Source organism: Pseudomonas sp. B22129 (assembly GCF_044218875.1).
GTDB lineage: Bacteria > Pseudomonadota > Gammaproteobacteria > Pseudomonadales > Pseudomonadaceae > Aquipseudomonas.
The window spans coordinates 508,063-529,145 of record NZ_CP162592.1 but is presented as its reverse complement, the minus strand read 5'-3'; the positions used below and the strand labels follow the sequence as shown (position 1 = coordinate 529,145).

Genomic DNA, 21,083 nt, shown 5'->3' with positions numbered 1-21,083 from the left:
ATAGACGCGAGCCTCGCCCTCGCCCCGTCCCCAGGCCTGAGCACCTCACCACTTTTCTGAAGGCATAAAAAAACGGCCTACCTTTCGGTAAGCCGTTTTTAGTACTTGGTGGTACACAGACATTTGAACTGGTTAGGTAACTTGCTGTTTTGGTTGACTATTCTAGTGTTCGTATTTTTAAGGGATACACCTGGGGATACACGGTGCTGTCTGCTGGGGTGTTTTTGGCTTGTTTCACGCTGGCTGAAAAAGCCGTCTTGGTTCGTTGCTCCGTCCCCGACGAACGGTAACGCATCCTGATAAACCCGCCACAGGCGCAAAGGTATGGTCATCACCACCACTCCTTTGATGGATCGGCCCAAAAGTGGCCAGATTATCTCGTTCCTCACTTTTGAGGAGCCATCGTCACACTTTTGCGGCGATGGTGCTGGCGCCGTGTGGCAGTTCCACCACACTGAGGCGCTCTTGCCATTCCCCCCGCGCCAGCACCACCCCGAACCAGGGTAGTGGTCATTCATGGGGTGTTTCGCGAACGAGTGGTGTGCGGGACTATCCATAATTAACCTGGGCTCCCATTCCGGTATGGCAGGTGCTGGAAATACTACCGAGATCCCGGCAGTTCACACTCGCGGCTACAAGCGCATTTCCCTGATGACTCGCCTTGGCTCAGCTCCCCGCGAAAGGGCGCGCCGGGCGTCCTTGGTGAGCTGGTCAAGCGCTTGCTCCTCAAATACTGCCGCCATTGCGCTGGCCTTCCTGACGATCAGCAGCGCCAGCTCCGGCGGAAACACCACCTTGTCGGCGGGTAGATAATCACAGTCAATAATGGACACAGCTCTACCTCATGTGGATTGTTCGATTCCTAGTGTTGTAGGGATATCCGTGAGTTATCTGAAACTGAAAAGGCCTGTGATTTCAACTCCTGACAGAGGGAGGATATTGAAACAAGGAATGAGTTATTGCTCACTTCGGACCAGGAACTTCCGTGCCGGAGCGTGAGGTGTATTGAACTCACAGGGTCTCCGCTCAGCGTTGCTTCAAGCGAGTATTCCTCGCCTGTAACAAATGCTCCGTCTGTACATCCAGGAAATACCGAGTTCAAAGCAACCTCCACTATTTCTGGACGCCCGATATCAATGACGCTCTCGACGGCGGTAAGGTCGGTCGCGTTCTGGTTTATGGGTTTCAGGATGATTATGTCGATGCTCACGGTTGCACCTAGGTTGCGATTTATTGATGAGATCCTGACCCTATCATGCTGCGATTAGAACCCAGAACTTTGCCGCTACCATATGCGCAGCCTTGGAGACTTTTCCCCTTGATTGGTACTTCGGAAATACTAGACGGCGTTGGTGATGACCAAACGGCTCGGAGTGCTTTTGGCCCCTTTATTCCGGGGCCTTCAGTCCTTTTTAGTAGCACCGGTGACTGTAGATCCGTCTAGTGCCTGTCTAGTATTACCTGGCGCGCTAAGGATTTGTCTGGCCCGGTATTTCACCACCTCATCCCGCCAGCATGGGCCTGGATATTCATTGCACGGCAGTCTTGACGGCCACCTCATAAATTCTTGACGAGGCTGGTGCTGGCCAAGCTGCGAGAATTTCCGAAAAGCCTTGCCCTGCGTGGCTTTCAGCGCTTCAGCTACTGGTGGCGCCAGATAAATCCGTCAAGACCTGTCAAGAATTTCGTCAATGTTGCGTCAAGGCTGGTCAAGGATTCTGGAGGCGTTTATTTGGTTCGATCCTGGGCCACTGGTCACGCAAATGACCGTCGCGGCTCTCCCCGATTCTGGACGAGGTAGCTATCCGGTCGCCTACCGGATCTGCCGCCAGCCGGCGCAGGCGTGGGTTCCTGGGCGGACTTGGATGATCCGCGGCCTCCACATCTGTCCAGAGCCTGTCCAGAATTCGTCAGGGGTCTGTCAGGGGTATGAGACGGAAAAACCCTTAACTTTGACGGCCTCCGCACGGGGTAAGCTGATTTTCGGGTGGTCGGGATCTGGCAGCGCGTCACCGATTTGGATGTGATCCTTGAACCTCTCCCCGTTGACAATCCAGATCATCCGCTCGCCATAGAACACCTCACGGCTGTTCATCTCCTCGATGCCCATCGGAGAGTTCTGAAGCTCAATCACTGTGCCGTCTGGGCGCTTCACATCAGCGATATGCTTCTCGCCAGCACGGTCGTAGGCCACAACCTCTTGCCACTCGAACGGAAAAAGAGCTTTCCAGGCGCGATGCCAGGGGCCTTCGTTCTCCATCCATGGGTCGCAGTGCCTTCGGCCAGAGTGTGCCCAGTGCCAACGAATGATTGGCCCGCATTTCGCCTGAGCAGGTTCTCGCCTAAATGGGTGTCCGGTTTCATTAGACCACTACAGGGGATACACGGAGGGAAGGTATAGGGGGATACAAGGAGAGATAGCCAGAAACAAGAAAGCCCGCACTAGGCGGGCTTCTTGAGGTTGTTTAGAGACTCGTGGAGACATCTGTAAACAGGTACTTGGTGGCTACACAGGGACTTGAACCCCGGACCCCAGCATTATGAATGCTATGCTCTAACCAACTGAGCTATGTAGCCAAGTGGCGCGCATTATTCGCGCAGAACGGGAATGCGTCAAGCACTTTTAGTGAAATTTTTTCTACGCTTTCAACTGTTTAACCAAAATCAGGCTAAACGGTGACGAGTGGTATGGCGGGTGTGGTGTTCAGCGGCGGTGATCTGATGCGGGGGGCGTGGGGGCGGGCGTCTTTGAAACTGAAGAATTCGGTTGGGCAGATATCCCTGCCGCCCAACAGTTGCCTTTCGGCGGTCTTACGGTTGTGACGAGTTATGCGTAACGCGTTTGAGCTGTTCGCGCGCGCGTGACAAGCGCGAACGGACGGTGCCGATAGGAATGTCCAACACGTCGGCGGTGTCCTGGTAGCTGCCGTCGGTTTCCAGCGTGGCGTACAGCGTCTTGCGCATTTCCGCCGGCAGGTGGTCGATGGCGCTCAGGGTTTTCTCCAAGCGGCGGTTGATCTCGAATTCCCAGTCCAGGTTTTTGTTTTCTTCCAGGCCGTGCCACAGCGATTCGTCAAATTCGCAATGCACCGGCTTGGCGTACAGGCGCCGGAAATGGTTACGGATCAGGTTCTGCGCAATGCCGCACATCCACGTGCTGAGGGTGGCTTGGCCGCCGAACCTCTCACGGTTGCGCCAGGCTTCCAGGTAAGTCAGTTGCAGGATGTCGTCTGCATCCTCGGGGTTGAGGACGCGCTTATGAATAAAACGCCGGAGTTTTTTCTGCTGCTCGTCCGTCAGTTGGAGCATGAATTCAGGCGAGCTGCCAACGAAGTGAGCTAGAGCACCAATAGGGATATCCATGATTTTTTCCTCAGGGTAGACGCGGTCGAAATTGTTTCGACGAAACCCCTGTTAGCACCGCTTGTGCCAATTGAAAAAATCACATAACAGATTGATTTTTATAATAAATATTTTGTAATTGGTGCGGTTTTGCGCAGTTTTCGGCAGAAAGGCCCGAGATCTTGTGCCACTTCTTTCAACTGTCAGGTGGCATGGATTTCAATGGAACCGTTCAGGCGCCGTTTGCCACAGAGAGAAATACTCTTCCTGTCTCGGCATGCCCATGAAAGTTGAACTCTATCAAGATGTGCAAGTGCCCCAGAGCCCTGTGCCATCCAGGATCAGCCGTGCCCCGGTGGCGGAAACAGCCGCCGCGGCTGGTGGCCTTGCTGACATTTTTGTCCGGGAAATGGCGTTCAACACTAAAACCCTTGCTCAACGCCCGGCGGGCATCGGGCAGATGCCTACCGAGCAGTGCGCGCACCTTTGGAACCAGTTGGGCCATCCCGCGCAAGCGACGGTGGAGTCAACCGCCCGTCGGGTGCGCGCACAACTGCTGCAGGGGGCGAGTGTCGACAAAATGCTCGACCTCACCGGCAGCGATCCTGCGCGCACCTACGTCGTGCTGCAGTTTCTCTCGGCCCAGGCGCAGTCTGAGGCGCGCAAGATCGAGGCGGGCCTGGCGCGTGATGCACTGACCAAGTTAGAGCTACGTTTCGAGGGGCAAATTCAGGCTGCGCTGAACACGGCAATGGCGTTGCAAGCGGCCGCTGATGATCCGCAGGAGCGCCAGGCACTGCGGACGCTGTACTACGCCAGCGTGGTGACGCAGCAGTCCTTGAGCAAAATGATGCAAGCATTGCTGGGCGTCTACGGAGGCGAGCGTTTTGCGTCGGGGCTGAAGGTCATGCGTCGTGCCCTGGCTGACGATATTGCCGCCCAAGTGTCTTCGGTGGCGACCGCCAAGCTGCGTACGCTGCTGCTGGGCCTGCAAAGTTGTGGTCATCTGAGCGGTGTCCTGTCCAATTGCCAGGCGTTGATCCGACGCCTGAATGCCGACCTTGCGGCTGTGGACTTGCTGCAGCGCTTGTTGGGGTACACCAGCACCGGCATTGCCTCCAGAGAAGTCCAGCGCCTGGCCAACGAAATCGGTGGTGGCCCCTCGTCCGAGTCCTTGATCTCCCTGAATGCGCTTTACCCCGTAATCAAGGATCTGCCTGCGGCCCTCTGGCGCGATGCCCAGGAGCGCCAACAAGCCCTGCACAACTGTTTACTGGTCATGGACGAGCTTGCTCGTCTTGAGCGCGGCCAACAGCAGCTTGAAAACAAATGGGGAACCCAAGCGTGACGGCACTGAGGGCTATCAACGGTTTTTTGCTTAAGGTCGCACAGCGTGCCGAGGTGCTGGGGGCCGTGGTGGTCCTGGCCATCGTGTTCATCTTCATCGTCCCGCTGCCTACCTGGTTGGTGGACATTCTCATTGCATTCAACATCTGTATCGCGTGCCTGCTGATCGTGTTGGCGCTGTACCTTCCCGGGCCCCTGGCGTTCTCGTCTTTTCCGTCCATTTTGCTGTTGACGACCATGTTTCGCCTGGCGCTATCGATTGCAACCACACGTTTGATCCTGCTGGAGCAGGACGCCGGTGACATCGTCGAGGCTTTCGGCAATTTCGTCGTCGGTGGCAACTTGGCGGTGGGGTTGGTGATCTTCATGATCCTGACACTGGTCAACTTTCTGGTGATTACCAAAGGCTCGGAGCGGGTTGCCGAAGTGGCGGCGCGCTTTAGCCTGGATGCCATGCCCGGCAAACAAATGTCCATCGACAGTGACTTGCGTGCGGGTCTGATCGACGGTGGGCAGGCGCGGGACAAGCGTGATCAGTTATCCCGCGAGAGCCAATTGTTCGGCGCCATGGACGGCGCGATGAAGTTCGTAAAAGGCGATGCCATTGCCGGTTTGATTATCGTGGTGATCAACCTGTTGGGCGGTTTTGCCACCGGCATGTTTCAGCACGACATGAGCGCCGCCGAGTCCATCGCGCTGTATTCGGTGTTGACCATCGGTGATGGTTTGATCGCGCAGATACCCGCACTGCTGATCTCGCTGACGGCGGGCATGATCATCACGCGATCGGCGCCGGATGCGCGTAAAGGCGCGACCAGCATGGGCGTCGAAATTGCTCGGCAGATGACCAGTGAGCCCAAGAGCTGGATGATTGCTTCGGTGGGCATGCTCGCTTTTGCAGTGCTGCCAGGCATGCCCACGGTTGTATTTATCATCATGTCGTTGATGACGGGGGCCCTGGGCTATTACCTCGCACGCCAACGTAAACGCGAAGAAACTCCCGGAGCTGCAGTGGCCGAGGCCGTCCGCCCGGAAGACAACGGGGCAGAAGATTTGCGCGGGTTCGACCCGTCACGCCCCTATCTGCTGCAGTTCTCCCCGATGTTGCATGGCACTGCGGCGATGACGGAGCTTGTTCATAGTATCCGTCAGGCTCGCAATGCGTTGGTCGCCAACATCGGGCTGACACTGCCGCCTTTCGAAGTCGAAATTGATGCCTCGATGGCCGACGATGAAATGCGCTTCTGCGTTCACGAAGTACCCATGGTCAGGGCCTCTGTCGTACCTGAAGTCGCCGTCGACCGGGCAGCGCTGAAAGACGTGCCGGCGCATGCCGTTCCCGGCTTGGCTGAGCGCGACGAGCAGGATTGGATCTGGCTGCCGCCAGACGACCCCCTGCTGGATGATCCACAGGTTGAGCGCTTCAGCGCGGCAAGCCTGATTGTCGACCGCATGAAGCAGGCGATGATGCTCAGTGGCCCGCAATTTCTCGGGGTTCAGGAGAGCAAAGCGATCCTCAGTTGGCTTGAACACAACCAGTCGGAACTGGTGCAGGAATTACAACGGATCATGCCGCTGTCGCGCTTTTCGGCAGTGCTGCAGCGTTTGGCCAGCGAAGGTGTGCCGTTGCGTGCCGTGCGGCTGATAGTCGAATCATTGATTGAATACGGGCAGCATGAGCGCGAGCCGGATGCCTTGGCGGATTACGCGCGTATCGCCCTTAAATCGCAGATTTTCCACCAGTACAGCGAGAGTGATGGGCTGCATGCCTGGCTATTGTCGCCACAGACTGAAAACACGCTGCGCGAGGCATTGCGCCAGACCCAGACTGGGGTGTTTTTTGCTCTCGATAACGATAGCAGTGCCGCACTGGTCAGCTTGCTTAACCAGGCTTTTTCCGCCAGGCCCAAAAGCAAAAGCGTGATGCTGGTTGCGCAGGATCTGCGCAGCCCTTTGCGCACGCTATTGCTCGAAGAGTTCAACCATGTGCCGGTGATGTCCTTTGCCGAACTGAGCAGTACCGCCAAGGTGAAAGTACTGGGGCGCTTTGACCTGGGCCAGGACGAACTGATGCGTGGAGCGGCGGCATGATCTGTCGTCGCTTGGCCGCGCACCGGGGAGTTCAGTGATGTTTGAACTGCGAGTGCTTGACGGTTTGCACCAAGGGGCCGCCTTGCCGCTGTTTGGTGACGAGTGGAGTATTGGTGCCCACCGTGATGCCGACTTGGTGCTGAACGATCCAGGCATCGCCGAGCACCACGCGCGGTTGCGGCTGGCCGGTTCAAATTGGTCGGTACAGGCCGAAGCAGGATTGCTGCACGGCGCCCAGGGTCAGATGCTGGCCCAGATCGCGAGCCTGGCACTCGACGAATCATTTTCGGTGGGCGCCATCGGGCTGTGTGTCTCTTTGGCGAGTCAACCCTGGCCCCAGGTACCAAAGCCTGTCGTTGCCCCCGTTTATGTGCCGCCGCAGACGCTGAAGTTATCGTCCATTCCTCATTCACAGCAAAAACGCTTGATCAGCCTGGTGCTGGTGGTTGCGGTCATCATCATGGTGGTGAGCATAGCCTCGACGGGCGAGCGTGAGGCCAAGGCCTCCTTGATGCCGCTTGAGGTCCGCAAAAGCGAGCTGGCCTCGCCCTTCGAAGTCCGCCAACAACTGATGAAGATGCTCAACGAGCGTGAGTTGGGGCAGCGGGTCAGTGTGCAGGTGATCAATGGTCAGGTCGCACTCAACGGTGACGTCTCGCCGGATGATGTTGAACTGGTAACGCGAATGCTCAGCCGTTTTGTCGAGCAATTCGACAGTGCTGTGCCGGTGATCAGTCGAGTGCGAGCACGTGACGGAGCATTGCCGTTCAAGATTGTGCAGATCGTTGGAGGGCCTACTGGTCACGTGGTGCTGGAAGACGGCAACCGGCTGTTTGTGGGCGATGAAGTCGCAGGCCTGCGCCTGGTGCTGATCGATAACAGCAAGGTGGTCTTCGATGGTACACAGCGTTTTGAGGTGCGTTGGTGAACGAGGACACTCAAGCGCGCCTGCAGCTTTGGCAACAACGTCAAACCCAGGCGCTGGCGAATTTTACGCCGGTGACGATGCGGGGCCGAATCCAGCGCGTCAACGGCATGTTGCTGCAATGCCGGCTGCCGCAGGCGCGTATTGGCGATTTGTGCCAAGTGGAGAAAAACCCCGGTGATTACATGCTGGCCGAGATCATCGGTTTTGATCAACAGGATGCAGTCCTCAGTGCCTTGGGCAACCTGGAAGGCGTGCGTGTGGGCGCCAGTGTGGAACGCCTGGGGATATCGCACCGGGTGCAGGTCAGTGAGGCGCTGCTTGGGCAGGTGCTGGATGGTTTTGGGCGGCCGATCACCGGCGAAGGCCCGAGCGCTTTTGCCGAGGTTGACTCGCCGGATGCGAGCGCTGTGCTGTGTGAAGCGCCTTTGCCTACCGATCGACCGAGAATCAACCGTGCGTTGGCCACCGGTGTGCGTTCGATCGATGGGTTGTTGACGTTGGGCGAGGGCCAACGCGTGGGCCTGTTTGCAGGGGCTGGCTGTGGCAAAACCACCTTGCTGGCCGAGATCGCCCGTAACGTTGAGTGCGATGTGATTGTGTTCGGTTTGATCGGCGAGCGAGGCCGGGAACTGCGCGAATTTCTTGACCATGAGCTGGATGATCAACTGCGCGCCAAGGCGGTGCTGGTGTGTGCCACTTCCGACCGTTCGAGCATGGAGCGTGCGCGCGCGGCGTTTACGGCGACGGCTCTGGCCGAAGGCTTCCGGCGCCAGGGCAAGCGGGTGCTGCTGCTGATCGATTCCCTGACACGTTTCGCCAGGGCCCAGCGTGAAATCGGCCTGGCTGCCGGCGAGCCTCTGGGGCGGGGTGGTCTGCCGCCTTCGGTGTATAGCCTGCTGCCGCGTCTGGTCGAGCGCGCCGGGCTGACCCGTGACGGCGTGATTACAGCGATCTACACGGTGCTGATTGAGCAGGACTCCATGAGCGACCCGGTCGCCGATGAAGTTCGCTCGTTGCTCGACGGCCACATCGTGCTGTCTCGCAAGCTCGCCGAACGTGGCCATTATCCTGCGGTGGATGTCCTGGGCAGCCTTTCGCGGATTCTCAGCAACGTCGCTGCACCAGACGATATCCAGGCGGGCACGGCGTTAAGGCGTCTGTTATCGGCGTATCAACAGATCGAGCTGATGCTCAAGCTTGGGGAATACCAGCCCGGCAGCGATGCGCTGACCGATCTGGCAGTGGACAGTCGCCAAGCGGTCGACGCATTCCTGCGTCAGGACTTGCGTGAACCTGCATCGATGGCCGCCACTTTGGAACAACTCAAGGAGCTCACGGCCTATGTCCCATTCTGACGTTTTACTCGGTGAAATCGAGACCTTGCGACGTCTGCGACGGCACCGGGCTGACCGCGCAGAGCGTGCGTTGCGTGAAGCCACGCGTGCTCGGCAAGCCTTGGTTGTACGGGCTCGCCGGGGGCTACCCGCTCAGGCAACACCACATGCACTCGAGCGACGATCACGCCGTCTATATTCGACAAGGTCGCTTCCAGTTCCTGGGACAACGCGTAGATGTAGCGCGCGCGCTCTTCCAGTGGCGTGGAGATGACCCCTTCCTTGCGAAAGATATCGCCTAACGTCGAGCGCGCCACCTTGGGCAGTCCGGCGGCGTCCAGCGTACGAACGGCCCGGTTGATGTCACTGGCTTTGACGCGGACAGCGACGCCGTCCTTGCCTGGAATCTTCTGGGCCCGAATCTGCTTGTCGGCCAGTTCTGCAATGACTTCATTGGCTTCCTGTTCGGAAATATTGCGATGCAGCTCTACACTTTCACCGCAGCCAGTCAGCAATAGCGCCAATGAAAAAAATAAAAGGGTGCTCAGGCGGCGGTACATGCATCTACCCCATGCTTGAAATTTTGTCGCAGGCTTTTGCGATTGCGCCAATCACCTTGACGTTGGAGATGGCTTCGACATGAGCTTTAGCGAGGTATTCGGGGAATTTGTCCGCGTACTTCGTCGTCTTGCCCAGGCTGGCGTCCCGAAACCCTTTGGACAAATTTTTCGATTCCGCCGACGATCCACCCATGGCGCTGGCTGAATCGGCCGAGGCCACGGCGCGGGGGCTTCTTTTATCGGACAGGTCGGTCTTGTTCATTTCGGCCAGGAAAAAATTGAGGTCAGAAGAACGATGACTCTCGGCAGGCGTATCCGATCCCGTTGCGATTTTTGCGCTCGTTGTCAGGTCAGCAGGGGTGATGAGCATAGGTTCCTCTATCGCAAGTACGAGTGTGATGTGCCACGTAAATAAGCCTTCTCAACGGATTAAGTTGAGAAGGCTTGGTCTGCTTAGTAGCGTATTGCTTTGGTGTTGGCGATCTGCGCGTTGAATTTGGCGATTTCAGCCTCTTCTTTGGTTTTTTGCACGCCATCCCATTTTTTTTGCTCTTCGATACCTTTTGTAGCCATCTCTTGTGGGCTAGTGCCCACGCCGCCTAGTGCCATGATCCACCTCTTTAACTTTATATAAGATTCGATAGCGGTTGATTACTATCGGTCGTTTCCGAGCAATGTTGAAATTGCTCGTTGAGTACGTGGCCTGCAAGGTATGAAGCGTTCCAAGTCTCAAGAGGAGGGTTGTGTTTAATTGTTTCGCCACATTTTTTTGCTGCATGACGTAAATGGAGGTGCAAACGCTTTATGCCAGCTGTACTTCGAGCTGTTTCATTCGGTAATAAAGCGTGCGCTTGGCGACCTTCAGCTCAATTGCCACGCTATCGACACAATGGTCATTACGCCGCAGTGACTCTTCAATCAGTGCCTTTTCAATTTGCTGCAGCCGCGCCTTCAGGCTCATTTCATCGGCCTGTGAATTGATCATTGCGGCGTAAAGCGGTGGCAGGCCCAGAACGAACCGCTTGGCTGCAGAGCGCAGTTCGCGGACATTGCCTTGCCAGGTATGACACAGTAATTGTTGCAGCAACTCGCCGGGCGGCGTCGGGGCAGGGTATTTGAAGCGTTCGGCTTCTTGCTGGATCATCCCCAGGAACAATGGAATGATCCGTTCTCGCTGGTCTCGCAGGGCCGGCAGCTGGAAGCTCACGACATTCAGTCGAAAGTACAGGTCGCGGCGGAAGGAGCCTTGCTCGACCATCGCAAGCAGCGACTGTTGGGCTGACGCAATAACGCGCATATCCACAGGAATGAAACGGGTTGAGCCCAAGCGCTCCACGCCACGTGTCTCCAGTACGCGCAGCAGCTTGGCTTGCAGGCTCAACGGCATGCTGTCGATCTCATCGAGGTAAAGGGTGCCCAAGTGAGCCGCTTCGACGACGCCGGCCCGTGATTGCAGTGCGCCTGTATAGGCGCCGCTGTTGACGCCGAACAACTGGCTTTCTGCGAGACTCTCCGGGATGGCTGCGCAGTTCAAGGCAACGAAGTTACCTCGTCGCCCTGAGAGGCTATGTATTCGTTGGGCCAAGGTATCCTTGCCGGTACCGGTTTCTCCCAATAACAGAATGTCGATATTGAGAGGTGCGGTGCTCAGGAGCGTATTTTCGATATCCGGGTTTTCGATCAATGAAATATTTGTTTCATTTTCCCTGAGAGGGGCGGCCGGCATCGGATGGTTGCTCCATTATCGCTTTGCGCCAGTGATAAAACGGTCAGCGCGGTTCAGTAGAATGGAAAGCATAAGTTTTTTCTGGCTGCATTAAAGTAGGAACTTGCGTGGGCGATGTAGGACAAGTTAGACAGGCGCAGGTTTATTTATTTCGCAGGACAGTGAGTAGAGTGAATCATTGAAAAATGACAGCCACAGACAGGCGTGTGTTGGCGACATGTTTAATCGTCGCCCATAAAAAAGCCGATGCATAGCATCGGCTTTTTATTGTCGGCGTAAACCGCAGGTAACGTTTACACGTTGAAACGGAAGTGCATTACATCGCCATCTTTGACGATGTATTCCTTGCCTTCCAGGCGCCATTTACCCGCTTCCTTGGTACCGGCTTCGCCCTTGTACTGGATGAAGTCGTTGTAGGCGATCACTTCGGCGCGGATGAAGCCTTTTTCGAAGTCAGTGTGGATCACACCAGCGGCCTGTGGCGCGGTGGCGCCGACCTTAACGGTCCACGCGCGAACTTCTTCGACACCGGCGGTGAAGTAGGTCTGCAGGTGCAGCATTTCGTAGCCGGCGCGGATCACACGGTTCAAGCCAGGCTCTTCCAGGCCCAGAGCCTCAAGGAACATGTCTTTTTCTTCGCCGTCATCGAGCTCGGCGATTTCCGCTTCAATCTTGTTGCACACAGGCACAACGATCGCGCCTTCTTCATCGGCGATGGCCTTGACCACATCGAGCAAAGGGTTGTTCTCGAAGCCGTCTTCAGCGACGTTGGCGATGTACATCACCGGCTTGGTAGTCAGCAAGTGGAAGCCCTTGATCACCGCTTTTTCGTCGGTGCTCATGTTCTTCATCAGGCTGCGCGCTGGCTTGCCCTCGGTGAAGTGAGCGATCAATTGCTCCAGCAGGCCTTTCTGGACCACGGCGTCCTTGTCACCGCCTTTGGCATTGCGCGCGACTTTCTGCAGTTGCTTTTCGCAGCTGTCGAGGTCAGCGAAGATCAGTTCCAGATCGATGATTTCGATGTCGCGTTTCGGGTCGACGCTGTTGGAAACGTGAATCACGTTCTCGTCTTCAAAGCAGCGGACCACGTGGGCGATGGCATCGGTTTCGCGAATGTTCGCCAGGAACTTGTTGCCCAGGCCTTCACCTTTCGACGCACCAGCCACCAGGCCCGCGATGTCGACGAATTCCATGGTGGTCGGCAAGATGCGCTTCGGATTGACGATGGCTGCCAGTGCCGCCAGACGCGGGTCGGGCATGGCCACGATACCGCTGTTGGGTTCGATGGTGCAGAAGGGGAAGTTCTCCGCTGCAATACCGGACTTGGTCAGGGCGTTGAACAAGGTGGATTTGCCGACGTTGGGCAGGCCGACGATGCCGCAATTGAATCCCATGGTGTTTCCCCTCGGTAAGAGTCAGGCCTTCTGGCTGTGCAGGTTTTTCATCGCGCGGTTCCATTCACCGGCGAAGATATCCGGCAGCACGCCGAGGGCAAAGTCGATGCTGGCATCGAGTTTTTCCTGTTCGGCGCGTGGCGCACGACCCAGGACGAAATTTGAAACCATACTGGCAACGCCCGGATGGCCAATGCCAAGCCGCAGGCGGTAGAAATTATTCTGATTACCCAACTGCGCGATGATGTCGCGCAGGCCGTTGTGCCCACCATGCCCGCCGCCCAGCTTGAGCTTGGCAACACCGGGTGGCAGGTCCAGTTCGTCATGGGCCACCAGGATTTCTTCGGGTTTGATTCGGAAGAAGCCCGCAAGCGCCGCGACAGCCTGGCCGCTGCGGTTCATGTAGGTGGTGGGAATCAGCAGACGAACATCCTGACCCTGGTGCGAGAAGCGCCCGGTCAGGCCAAAATATTTGCGATCGGCCACAAGGTTGACACCTTGCGCGTGGGCGATGCGCTCAACAAAAAGGGCCCCCGCGTTATGCCGGGTCTGTTCGTATTCGGCGCCTGGATTTCCCAGGCCAACGATCAGTTTAATGGCAGTCACGACAGGGGCCCTTCCTTTGGAGTTGTGGATAACATCGCCTGACCTTGGTGCGGCGAAAGTGGACAACAGTAGCTCATTTACTCAAGAGTAAACGCCGCGTTATCGCCCGCTTTCTCGCTACGTTCCGGTCCGCGATGTTTCCTCAAGCTCCGGCAATACAGAGTGAATTACTCTGCAGCGCCTTCTTCAGCTTCTGGAGCAACGCGTGGAGCGTGTACGTTTGCAACAGCTTTGTCATCACCGTGAGCCAGTGCAACAAACTCAACGCCTTTAGGGGCTTTGAGGTCGGACAGGTGAACGATAGCGCCGATTTCCAGAGCCGACAGGTCGACTTCGATGAACTCAGGCAGGTCTTTCGGCAGGCAGGTCACTTCGATTTCGTTCAGGACGTGCGAGATCTCGCCGCCTTTCTTGACCGGAGCGTCTTCACCAACAAAGTGCACAGGCACGATGGCGGTCAGTTTCTGGCCAGCAACAACACGCACGAAGTCAGCGTGCATGATGAATTGCTTGGACGGGTGACGCTGCATCGCTTTAACGATTACGTTCTGCTTGGCGCCATCGACATTCAGCTCGATAACGTGGCTGTAGGCAGCTTCGTTTTCGAACAGTTTGGCGATTTCTTTGGCCAGGATGGTTACGGATTCAGCAGGCTTGTTGCCACCGTAAACAACAGCAGGGATGTTGGCGGCGTGACGCAGGCGGCGGCTCGCACCTTTCCCCAGGTCAGTACGCGCTTGGGCGTTCAGAGTAAAGTCAGTCATTTTGTATCTCCAAAATAGCCATCATCGAGCGGCGTTTGCGACCAGCGCCGGCCTCGACATGGGCAAAAAAGCCCCGCCCCAACACAATGTCGGGGCGGGGCGCTTTTCGTCAGTGGGTGTTCCGAAGGTTTGACCCTTAACGGAACATCGCGCTGATCGATTCTTCATTGCTGATGCGGCGAACCGCCTCGGCAACTACCGGTGCGATATCCAGTTGGCGGATACGCGAACAGGCTTGAGCGGCTGCGGACAACGGGATGGTGTTGGTCACCACCAGTTCGTCCAGCATGGAGTTCTCGATGTTCTCGATCGCTCGGCCCGACAGCACAGGGTGTGTGCAGTAGGCGAAGACTTTTGCAGCACCGTGCTCTTTCAAGGCTTTCGCCGCGTGGCACAGGGTGCCGGCGGTGTCGACCATGTCATCAACCAGAATACAGGTACGCCCTTCGACATCACCGATGATATGCATCACTTCAGAGTGATTGGCTTTTTCACGGCGTTTGTCGATGATCCCGAGGTCCACGCCCAAGGATTTGGCAACAGCCCGTGCACGCACGACGCCACCAATGTCCGGGGACACGATCATCAGGTTTTCAAAGCGCTGGTCTTCGATGTCATCCACCAATACTGGGGAGCCGTAGATGTTATCTACCGGAATATCGAAGAACCCCTGGATTTGGTCAGCGTGCAGGTCAACCGTGAGAACACGGTCGATGCCTACCACGGTCAGCATGTCAGCGACGACTTTCGCGCTGATAGCCACACGTGCGGAACGCGGGCGGCGATCCTGACGGGCATAACCAAAGTAAGGGATTACAGCTGTGATTCGAGTCGCTGAGGAGCGGCGGAAGGCATCAGCCATCACGACGAGTTCCATCAGGTTATCGTTGGTCGGAGCGCAAGTCGGCTGAATAATGAAGACGTCTTTACCGCGAACGTTTTCATTGATCTCGGCTGTAATTTCGCCGTCGGAAAATTTACCGACAGAGATGTCACCGAGAGGGATATGCAGCTGACGTACGACACGTCGAGCCAGATCGGGGTTAGCATTCCCCGTAAAGACCATCATCTTGGACACGCGCAGTACCTAGAGGCTGAGGGTAACCTGGATGAGTATTAGAAAATGGCAGGGGCGGCTGGATTCGAACCAACGCATGGCAGGATCAAAACCTGCTGCCTTACCGCTTGGCGACGCCCCTGTATCTGTTGCAACGAGTGCCTAACACCCGGTTCCTTTTAGAGCAGACTTTGCAGCTTGCGATGCAACATCGAAACGTTGCTTCCCTTTGCTACAAACCCTGTAAGGGTCTCTGTAAGAAGGGCCGAGACTTTATCAGCTTCAGCTTTGCTTGGGAAGCCCCCAAACACACAACTTCCAGTTCCGGTTAATTTTGCTTCGGTAAATTTACCTAACAAATTCAAAGCGTTACGTACCTCTGGATAACGCCTTGCTACAACCGGTAAGCAGTCATTTCGACTGTTTCCCTTGGGAACGGGGCGCACTTTAATGGGAGGAGAGTTACGTGTCAACAGCGGATCTGAAAAAATTTCTGCTGTACTTACAGATACTTGCGGAACAAGCACGACATACCACGGCTCTTCGGGGTATTCCGGGCTGAGTTTCTCACCCACACCCTCGGCAAAAGCCGCGTGCCCACGCACGAAAACCGGCACATCGGCGCCCAGCGTCAGCCCCAGTGCAGCCAGGCGATCAGGGTCCCAGCCCAGTTGCCACAAGTGATTCAAGCCGAGCAAGGTGGTCGCGGCATTCGAGCTGCCGCCGCCGATACCGCCGCCCATGGGCAGGATTTTATCGATCCAGATATCGATGCCGAGCGAACTGCCGGATTGTTCTTGAAGTTTTTTCGCCGCCTTCACGATCAGGTTGCTGTCGTGGGGCACGCCTTCGAATTCGGTGTGCAGCTGGATCACGCCATCGTCGCGCACGGCGAAGGTCAGCTCATCGCCGTAATCGAGAAATTGAAACAGCGTCTGCAACTCGTGGTAGCCGTCTGCACGGCGACCGAGAATGTGCAGCATCAAATTGAGTTTGGCGGGGGAGGGCAGGGTCAGTTTTTCTACGGACACGTTATTGCCCCAGCTTGCGCGGTTGCCAGTCCTTGATCACCAGCGTGACGTCAAGGTCGGTGCCGTGCAGCTTGATACGCTCGGGCAGCCAGTAGCTGCCCTGCTGTACGTAGCTCAGGTATTCGACCTGCCAGCCGTCCTGTTCCAAGGTGGCCAAGCGGCTGTCGCCATTGAGGCTCAGGCGACTTTTGCTGTCAGGCGCAGGCAAACCGCGCACCCACCAGACCAGATGCGAAACGGGCAGCTTCCAGCCCATCTGCTGTTCCAGCAATTCTTCCGGCGAAGCCGCTTCATAGCGGCCCTGGTTGGCCACTTCCAGGCTGACTTGCCCCGGGCGACCGGTCAGGCGTGCTGCGCCGCGCCCTAGCGGGCCCGACAGCCGAATGTCGTAATAGTCCTGGCGTTGCAGCCAGAACAGGGTGCCGCTGCCGGAATCCTTCGGCGCACGAACCCCAACCTTGCCTTCGATCTGCCAGCCATCAATGCTGCTGAGCTGGTCCTTGTGCTGTTGCCATTGGGCCGGGTTGCCCTGGCCCTCAACGGATTCACGGCTGCCAATGCCCGCGCAACCGGCGAGCAAGGCGAGGAAACTGAAAACGATAACGTGGCGCAAGAACATAAGCTTAAAGGGTCTCGGATCCGGTCAGGCGCTTGATGGTGCCGCGCAGGATGGGGCTTTCGGGTTGTTCCTTGAGGAATTTTTCCCAGATTTGACGGGCTTCGCGTTGCTTGCCATTGGCCCAGAGCACCTCGCCCAAGTGGGCGGCCACTTCTTGGTCGGGGAAGCGCTCCAGCGCCTGACGCAGCAAACGTTCGGCTTCGTCGAGGTTGCCCAGGCGGTAATTCACCCAGCCAAGACTGTCGAGAACGGCCGGGTCTTCCGGGTTCAACTTGTGGGCTTGCTCGATCAACACCTTGGCTTCGGCATAGCGTGTTGTACGGTCGGACAGTGTGTAGCCGAGGGCGTTCAGCGCCATGGCGTTGTCCGGGTCACGTTTGATGATCAGGCGCAGGTCTTTTTCCATCTGCGCCAGGTCGTTGTGTTTTTCCGCCTGCATGGCCCGGGTGTACAACAGGTTCAAATCATCCGGGTATTGCAGCAAGGCTTGTTGCAGCAGTTTCCAGGCACGCTCGCCCTGATTGTTGGCCGATAAGGTCTCGGCCTGGATCAGATAGAGCTGGATCGCGTAGTCCGGTTCGGCATCGCGCGCAGCAGCCAGGCGTTTTTCCGCCTCGTCGGTGCGGCCATTGCTCATCAGGATATCGGCCTGGCGCAGTTGGGCCGGCAGGTAATCATTGCCGGGGCCAACCTGGGCATATTCGAGCAGGGCGGCTTGCGGGTCGTTGCGCTCCTCGGCGATACGGCCAAGGTTCAAGTGCGCCGAATCCACATGGCTCTCACGCTGGATCAACTCTTCCAGGTAACCCTTGGCCTCATCCCAGGCCTTGGCTTCCAGGCATACCAATGCCAGGGAGTAGCGCAGTTCATCGTCGTCCGGGTATTGCTGGACCAGGTTGGCGAACTGCACTTTGGCGTCTTCCATACGGTCCTGCTCAACCAGCGTGCGCGCGTAAGTCAGGCGCAGGCGCTTGTCGTCCGGGTACTTCTTGATGCTTTTTTCCAGCAGCGGAATCGCTTCCTTGCCGCGATTGAGGTTTTGCAGCAAGCGGGCGCGCAGCAGGATCGGCGCGATCTCGCCGTCTTCCGGCGGGTTCTGTTCCAGCAGCTTGAGCGCTGCGTCGGCTTCGTCATCTTGTTGCAACAACAGCGCCTTGCCGAAAATCAGCTGGCTGTTCTTGGGATGCTTTTGCAGCAAACGGTCGAAACTCTTCATCAGACCGTTGCGCGTGTCCTGATCGGTGTCGGCAGCCGACAGTGCGAGGAAGTCGAAATGCGTGTCGCCCTTGCCCTGCAGGACTTTCTCCATATAGACCATGGAGTCGTCATAGCGCCCGGCGCGTGCCAGCTGAACGGCAGCGGCGCGTTGGGCCTCCAGGTCGTCCGGCGCGTTTTTCGCCCAGATCAGCGACGTGTCCAGCGCAGCCTGGTCGGCGCCCAGGTACTCGGCGATGCGAAACGCCCGCTCCGAGATGCCCGGATCCTGAGTGTTGATGGCCTGGGTCACGTAGTTATCCAGGGCAATATCGAAACGATTGCGCTGGCCGGCGAGTTCCGCGGTCAGCAGGCTGTAGATCGTTTCTTCCTTGAACGAGGAATAAACCTTGGGCTTTTCAGGTGCGGGAGTGCTGTCTTCGACCGGCGGCGTACCGTCCGGCGACACGGGGGCCAAGGCCTGGCAGCCGCTGAGGAAGACAAAAGCAAGGAGCAACGCGGAAGATCTATTCATATAGGAAGAGGACGACTAACCTGCGGTCGGATCATCATGACACAAGCCTTCGGCCAAACATAACCGAGTCTCAGTGGATGCCTTAATAGACACAAGGCATTAGGACAATAGCCTACGGTGGTTGTTCTGAATCATTCGAAGTAGGACAATTGTCGGCTTCCCGACATCATCAGCGATATTGAATGGCCTTCCTCGCACTCGGTATTAACCACAAGACTGCATCTGTAGACGTGCGCGAGCGCGTGGCGTTTACGCCGGAGCAGTTGGTTGAGGCCTTGCAGCAACTCTGCCGGATCACCGACAGCCGCGAAGCTGCGATCCTTTCGACCTGCAATCGCAGCGAGCTTTATATAGAGCAGGAACATCTTTCGGCGGATGTGGTGCTGCGCTGGCTGGCCGATTTCCACCATTTGAGCCTCGACGAGCTGCGTGCGTGCGCCTATGTGCACGAAGAGGATGCGGCAGTTCGTCACATGATGCGTGTGGCCGCCGGCCTCGATTCGCTGGTGTTGGGCGAGCCGCAGATCCTCGGCCAGATGAAATCTGCCTACGCCGTGGCGCGTGAGGCTGGCACCGTCGGGCCGTTGCTGGGCCGGCTGTTCCAGGCGACGTTCAATTCCGCCAAGCAGGTGCGCACCGACACCGCCATCGGTGAAAACCCGGTGTCGGTGGCGTTTGCCGCCGTCAGCCTGGCCAAACAGATATTCAGCGACCTGCAGCGCAGCCAGGCGTTGCTGATCGGCGCCGGCGAGACCATCACCCTGGTCGCTCGCCACCTGCACGACCTGGGCGTGAAACGTATTGTGGTCGCCAACCGTACACTCGAGCGCGCGAGCATCCTCGCCGAGCAGTTCGGCGCCCACGCGGTGCTGCTGTCAGACATTCCGGCTGAGCTGGTGCGCAGCGATATCGTGATCAGCTCCACCGCCAGCCAATTGCCTATTCTTGGCAAAGGCGCAGTAGAAAGCGCATTGAAGCTGCGCAAGCACAAACCTATTTTCATGGTGGATATCGCTGTTCCCCGCGATATCGAGCCTGAAGTCGGCGAGTTGGACGACGTTTACCTCTACAGCGTCGACGACCTGCATGAGGTGGTCGCCGAAAACCTCAAGAGCCGCCAGGGTGCCGCCCAGGCCGCCGAGGAAATGGTCAGTACCGGGGCCGAAGACTTCATGGTGCGCCTGCGTGAGCTGGCGGCGGTCGATGTGCTCAAGGCCTATCGTCAGCAAGGCGAACGCCTGCGTGACGAAGAGCTGACCAAGGCCCAGCGTTTGCTCGCCAACGGCGGCAGCGCAGAAGACGTGTTGATGCAGCTCGCCCGTGGCCTGACCAATAAATTGCTGCATGCCCCCAGCGTGCAGTTGAAAAAGCTTACTGCCGAAGGCCGCCTCGATGCGCTGGCCATGGCCCAAGAACTCTTTGCCCTCGGTGAGGGCGCGTCAGATAGCTCTTCGGATAAAAAACCGCAATGAAAGCGTCACTGCTCAATAAACTGGACGTGCTCCAGGACCGTTTCGAAGAACTGACCGCCTTGCTCGGCGATGGCGAGGTCATCTCGGATCAGACCAAATTTCGCACCTATTCCAAGGAATACGCGGAAGTTGAGCCGATTGTGGCCACCTATAGCCAATGGCTGAAAACCCAGACCGACCTCGAAGGCGCCCAGGCGCTGCTCAAGGACAGCGACCCGGACATGCGCGAAATGGCCGTGGAAGAAGTCCGCGAAGCCAAGGAAAAACTGGTGGCGCTGGAGGGCGACCTGCAACGCATGCTGCTGCCCAAAGACCCGAATGACGGGCGCAACGTGTTCCTCGAAATCCGCGCCGGCACCGGTGGCGACGAGGCGGCGATTTTTTCCGGCGACCTGTTCCGCATGTATTCGCGTTATGCCGAGCGTCGCGGCTGGCGCGTGGAAATCCTGTCTGAAAACGAAGGTGAGCACGGCGGCTATAAAGAAGTCATCGCGCGGGTCGAAGGCGACAACGTTTACGGCAAGCTGAAGTTCGAATCCGGCGCGCACCGTGTGCAGCGGGTCCCGGCGACGGAATCCCAGGGCCGCATCCACACCTCTGCGTGCACCGTGGCCGTGTTGCCCGAGCCGGACGAGCAGGAAGCCATCGAGATCAACCCGGCGGATTTGCGCGTCGACACCTACCGCTCGTCGGGGGCCGGTGGCCAGCACGTCAACAAGACCGACTCCGCGATCCGTATCACCCACTTGCCTTCCGGCATCGTGGTGGAGTGCCAGGAAGAGCGTTCCCAGCACAAGAACCGCGCGCGGGCGATGTCCTGGCTGTCGGCCAAGCTCAACGACCAGCAGACCAGCGCCGCCGCCAATGCGATTGCCAGCGAGCGTAAATTGCTGGTGGGGTCGGGCGACCGCTCCGAGCGTATTCGTACCTACAACTTTGCCCAGGGCCGGGTGACCGACCACCGGGTCAACCTCACCCTTTACTCCCTCGATGAAATTCTTGCCGGTGGCGTGGACGCAGTGATCGAGCCGTTGCTCGCTGAATATCAGGCCGATCAACTCGCGGCGATTGGTGAATAAACAG

The 21,083-nt window shown here is 57.6% G+C and carries 20 protein-coding genes, 2 tRNA genes and 2 pseudogenes; 7 read left to right on the top strand and 17 right to left on the bottom strand.

The features are described 5' to 3' along the window. Positions 1 to 632 precede the first annotated feature (632 nt). The 5 genes from AB4P94_RS02490 to AB4P94_RS02470 form a co-directional block, all read right to left on the bottom strand. Positions 633 to 833, bottom strand: coding sequence for a hypothetical protein (locus AB4P94_RS02490; RefSeq protein ID WP_395609256.1), 201 nt, complete (start codon positions 831 to 833; stop codon positions 633 to 635). 29 nt (positions 834 to 862) lie between these two features. Continuing rightward, on the bottom strand, positions 863 to 1,210 hold the full coding sequence (locus tag AB4P94_RS02485) for a hypothetical protein (RefSeq protein ID WP_395609255.1): 348 nt from the start codon (positions 1,208 to 1,210) through the stop codon (positions 863 to 865). A gap of 711 nt (positions 1,211 to 1,921) precedes the next feature. Then, on the bottom strand, positions 1,922 to 2,260 hold the full coding sequence (locus AB4P94_RS02480; RefSeq protein ID WP_395609254.1) for a hypothetical protein: 339 nt from the start codon (positions 2,258 to 2,260) through the stop codon (positions 1,922 to 1,924). A gap of 240 nt (positions 2,261 to 2,500) precedes the next feature. Beyond that, positions 2,501 to 2,577: transfer RNA gene (locus AB4P94_RS02475), tRNA-Met, on the bottom strand. A gap of 234 nt (positions 2,578 to 2,811) precedes the next feature. Then, positions 2,812 to 3,363, bottom strand: a complete 552-nt coding sequence (locus AB4P94_RS02470) for an RNA polymerase sigma factor (RefSeq protein WP_395609253.1) — start codon at positions 3,361 to 3,363, stop codon at positions 2,812 to 2,814. A gap of 262 nt (positions 3,364 to 3,625) precedes the next feature. Here AB4P94_RS02470 and sctW point away from each other — a divergent pair, with 262 nt between their 5' ends. The 5 genes and pseudogenes from sctW to AB4P94_RS02445 all read left to right on the top strand — a co-directional run. Next, positions 3,626 to 4,690 (top strand): type III secretion system gatekeeper subunit SctW, encoded by a 1,065-nt coding sequence (sctW, locus tag AB4P94_RS02465; protein WP_395609252.1) that lies wholly within the window; start codon positions 3,626 to 3,628, stop codon positions 4,688 to 4,690. Beyond that, positions 4,687 to 6,780 carry a type III secretion system export apparatus subunit SctV gene (sctV, locus tag AB4P94_RS02460; RefSeq protein WP_395609251.1) on the top strand — a complete coding sequence of 698 codons (2,094 nt, stop codon included), beginning with the start codon at positions 4,687 to 4,689 and terminating at the stop codon, positions 6,778 to 6,780. The genes sctW and sctV overlap by 4 nt, the downstream gene beginning before the upstream one ends. A 37-nt stretch (positions 6,781 to 6,817) precedes the next feature. Then, positions 6,818 to 7,708 carry an FHA domain-containing protein gene (locus AB4P94_RS02455; protein ID WP_395609250.1) on the top strand — a complete coding sequence of 297 codons (891 nt, stop codon included), beginning with the start codon at positions 6,818 to 6,820 and terminating at the stop codon, positions 7,706 to 7,708. After that, entirely contained in the window at positions 7,705 to 9,063 is a 1,359-nt protein-coding gene (locus tag AB4P94_RS02450; RefSeq protein ID WP_395609249.1) for a FliI/YscN family ATPase, read from the top strand. The genes AB4P94_RS02455 and AB4P94_RS02450 overlap by 4 nt, the downstream gene beginning before the upstream one ends. Beyond that, positions 9,050 to 9,170, top strand: a pseudogene (locus AB4P94_RS02445) (type III secretion protein); the annotation flags it as partial. The gene AB4P94_RS02450 and the pseudogene AB4P94_RS02445, both read left to right, overlap by 14 nt. Here the strand turns inward: AB4P94_RS02445 and sctJ are convergent. The 12 genes and pseudogenes from sctJ to AB4P94_RS02385 form a co-directional block, all read right to left on the bottom strand. Further along, positions 9,156 to 9,602 (bottom strand): annotated as a pseudogene (sctJ, locus tag AB4P94_RS02440) (type III secretion system inner membrane ring lipoprotein SctJ); the annotation flags it as partial. The pseudogenes AB4P94_RS02445 and sctJ overlap by 15 nt on opposite strands. Positions 9,603 to 9,606: 4 nt before the next feature. After that, positions 9,607 to 9,972 (bottom strand): hypothetical protein, encoded by a 366-nt coding sequence (locus AB4P94_RS02435; protein ID WP_395609248.1) that lies wholly within the window; start codon positions 9,970 to 9,972, stop codon positions 9,607 to 9,609. Positions 9,973 to 10,055: 83 nt separating this feature from the next. After that, on the bottom strand, positions 10,056 to 10,211 hold the full coding sequence (locus AB4P94_RS02430; RefSeq protein ID WP_395609247.1) for a hypothetical protein: 156 nt from the start codon (positions 10,209 to 10,211) through the stop codon (positions 10,056 to 10,058). 193 nt (positions 10,212 to 10,404) lie between these two features. Then, positions 10,405 to 11,328 (bottom strand): sigma 54-interacting transcriptional regulator, encoded by a 924-nt coding sequence (locus AB4P94_RS02425; protein WP_395609246.1) that lies wholly within the window; start codon positions 11,326 to 11,328, stop codon positions 10,405 to 10,407. A 293-nt stretch (positions 11,329 to 11,621) separates the two neighbouring features. Further along, positions 11,622 to 12,722: a redox-regulated ATPase YchF gene (gene ychF / locus AB4P94_RS02420; RefSeq protein ID WP_049710111.1), complete on the bottom strand. Its 1,101-nt coding sequence runs from the start codon at positions 12,720 to 12,722 to the stop codon at positions 11,622 to 11,624. 21 nt (positions 12,723 to 12,743) lie between these two features. Then, entirely contained in the window at positions 12,744 to 13,328 is a 585-nt protein-coding gene (pth, locus tag AB4P94_RS02415; protein WP_010213318.1) for an aminoacyl-tRNA hydrolase, read from the bottom strand. A 167-nt stretch (positions 13,329 to 13,495) separates the two neighbouring features. After that, positions 13,496 to 14,092, bottom strand: coding sequence for a 50S ribosomal protein L25/general stress protein Ctc (locus AB4P94_RS02410; RefSeq protein ID WP_033896953.1), 597 nt, complete (start codon positions 14,090 to 14,092; stop codon positions 13,496 to 13,498). A gap of 136 nt (positions 14,093 to 14,228) precedes the next feature. After that, a complete protein-coding gene (locus AB4P94_RS02405; RefSeq protein ID WP_003208392.1) occupies positions 14,229 to 15,170 on the bottom strand; it encodes a ribose-phosphate pyrophosphokinase in 942 nt (313 codons plus the stop codon). Positions 15,171 to 15,216: 46 nt separating this feature from the next. After that, a tRNA-Gln gene (locus AB4P94_RS02400) sits at positions 15,217 to 15,291 on the bottom strand. A gap of 37 nt (positions 15,292 to 15,328) precedes the next feature. After that, positions 15,329 to 16,180, bottom strand: a complete 852-nt coding sequence (ispE, locus tag AB4P94_RS02395) for a 4-(cytidine 5'-diphospho)-2-C-methyl-D-erythritol kinase (protein WP_395609245.1) — start codon at positions 16,178 to 16,180, stop codon at positions 15,329 to 15,331. A 1-nt stretch (position 16,181) separates the two neighbouring features. Further along, entirely contained in the window at positions 16,182 to 16,799 is a 618-nt protein-coding gene (lolB, locus tag AB4P94_RS02390) for a lipoprotein insertase outer membrane protein LolB (RefSeq protein WP_395609244.1), read from the bottom strand. 4 nt (positions 16,800 to 16,803) lie between these two features. Next, a complete protein-coding gene (locus AB4P94_RS02385; protein ID WP_395609243.1) occupies positions 16,804 to 18,528 on the bottom strand; it encodes a tetratricopeptide repeat protein in 1,725 nt (574 codons plus the stop codon). A gap of 182 nt (positions 18,529 to 18,710) precedes the next feature. Between AB4P94_RS02385 and hemA the strand changes: the two genes are divergently transcribed. Further along, on the top strand, positions 18,711 to 20,000 hold the full coding sequence (gene hemA / locus AB4P94_RS02380; protein WP_395609242.1) for a glutamyl-tRNA reductase: 1,290 nt from the start codon (positions 18,711 to 18,713) through the stop codon (positions 19,998 to 20,000). Next, complete coding sequence (gene prfA / locus AB4P94_RS02375; protein WP_395609241.1) at positions 19,997 to 21,079, top strand: peptide chain release factor 1; 1,083 nt, start codon at positions 19,997 to 19,999, stop codon at positions 21,077 to 21,079. Before hemA ends, prfA begins: the two co-directional genes overlap by 4 nt. The last annotated feature ends 4 nt before the right edge of the window (positions 21,080 to 21,083 follow it).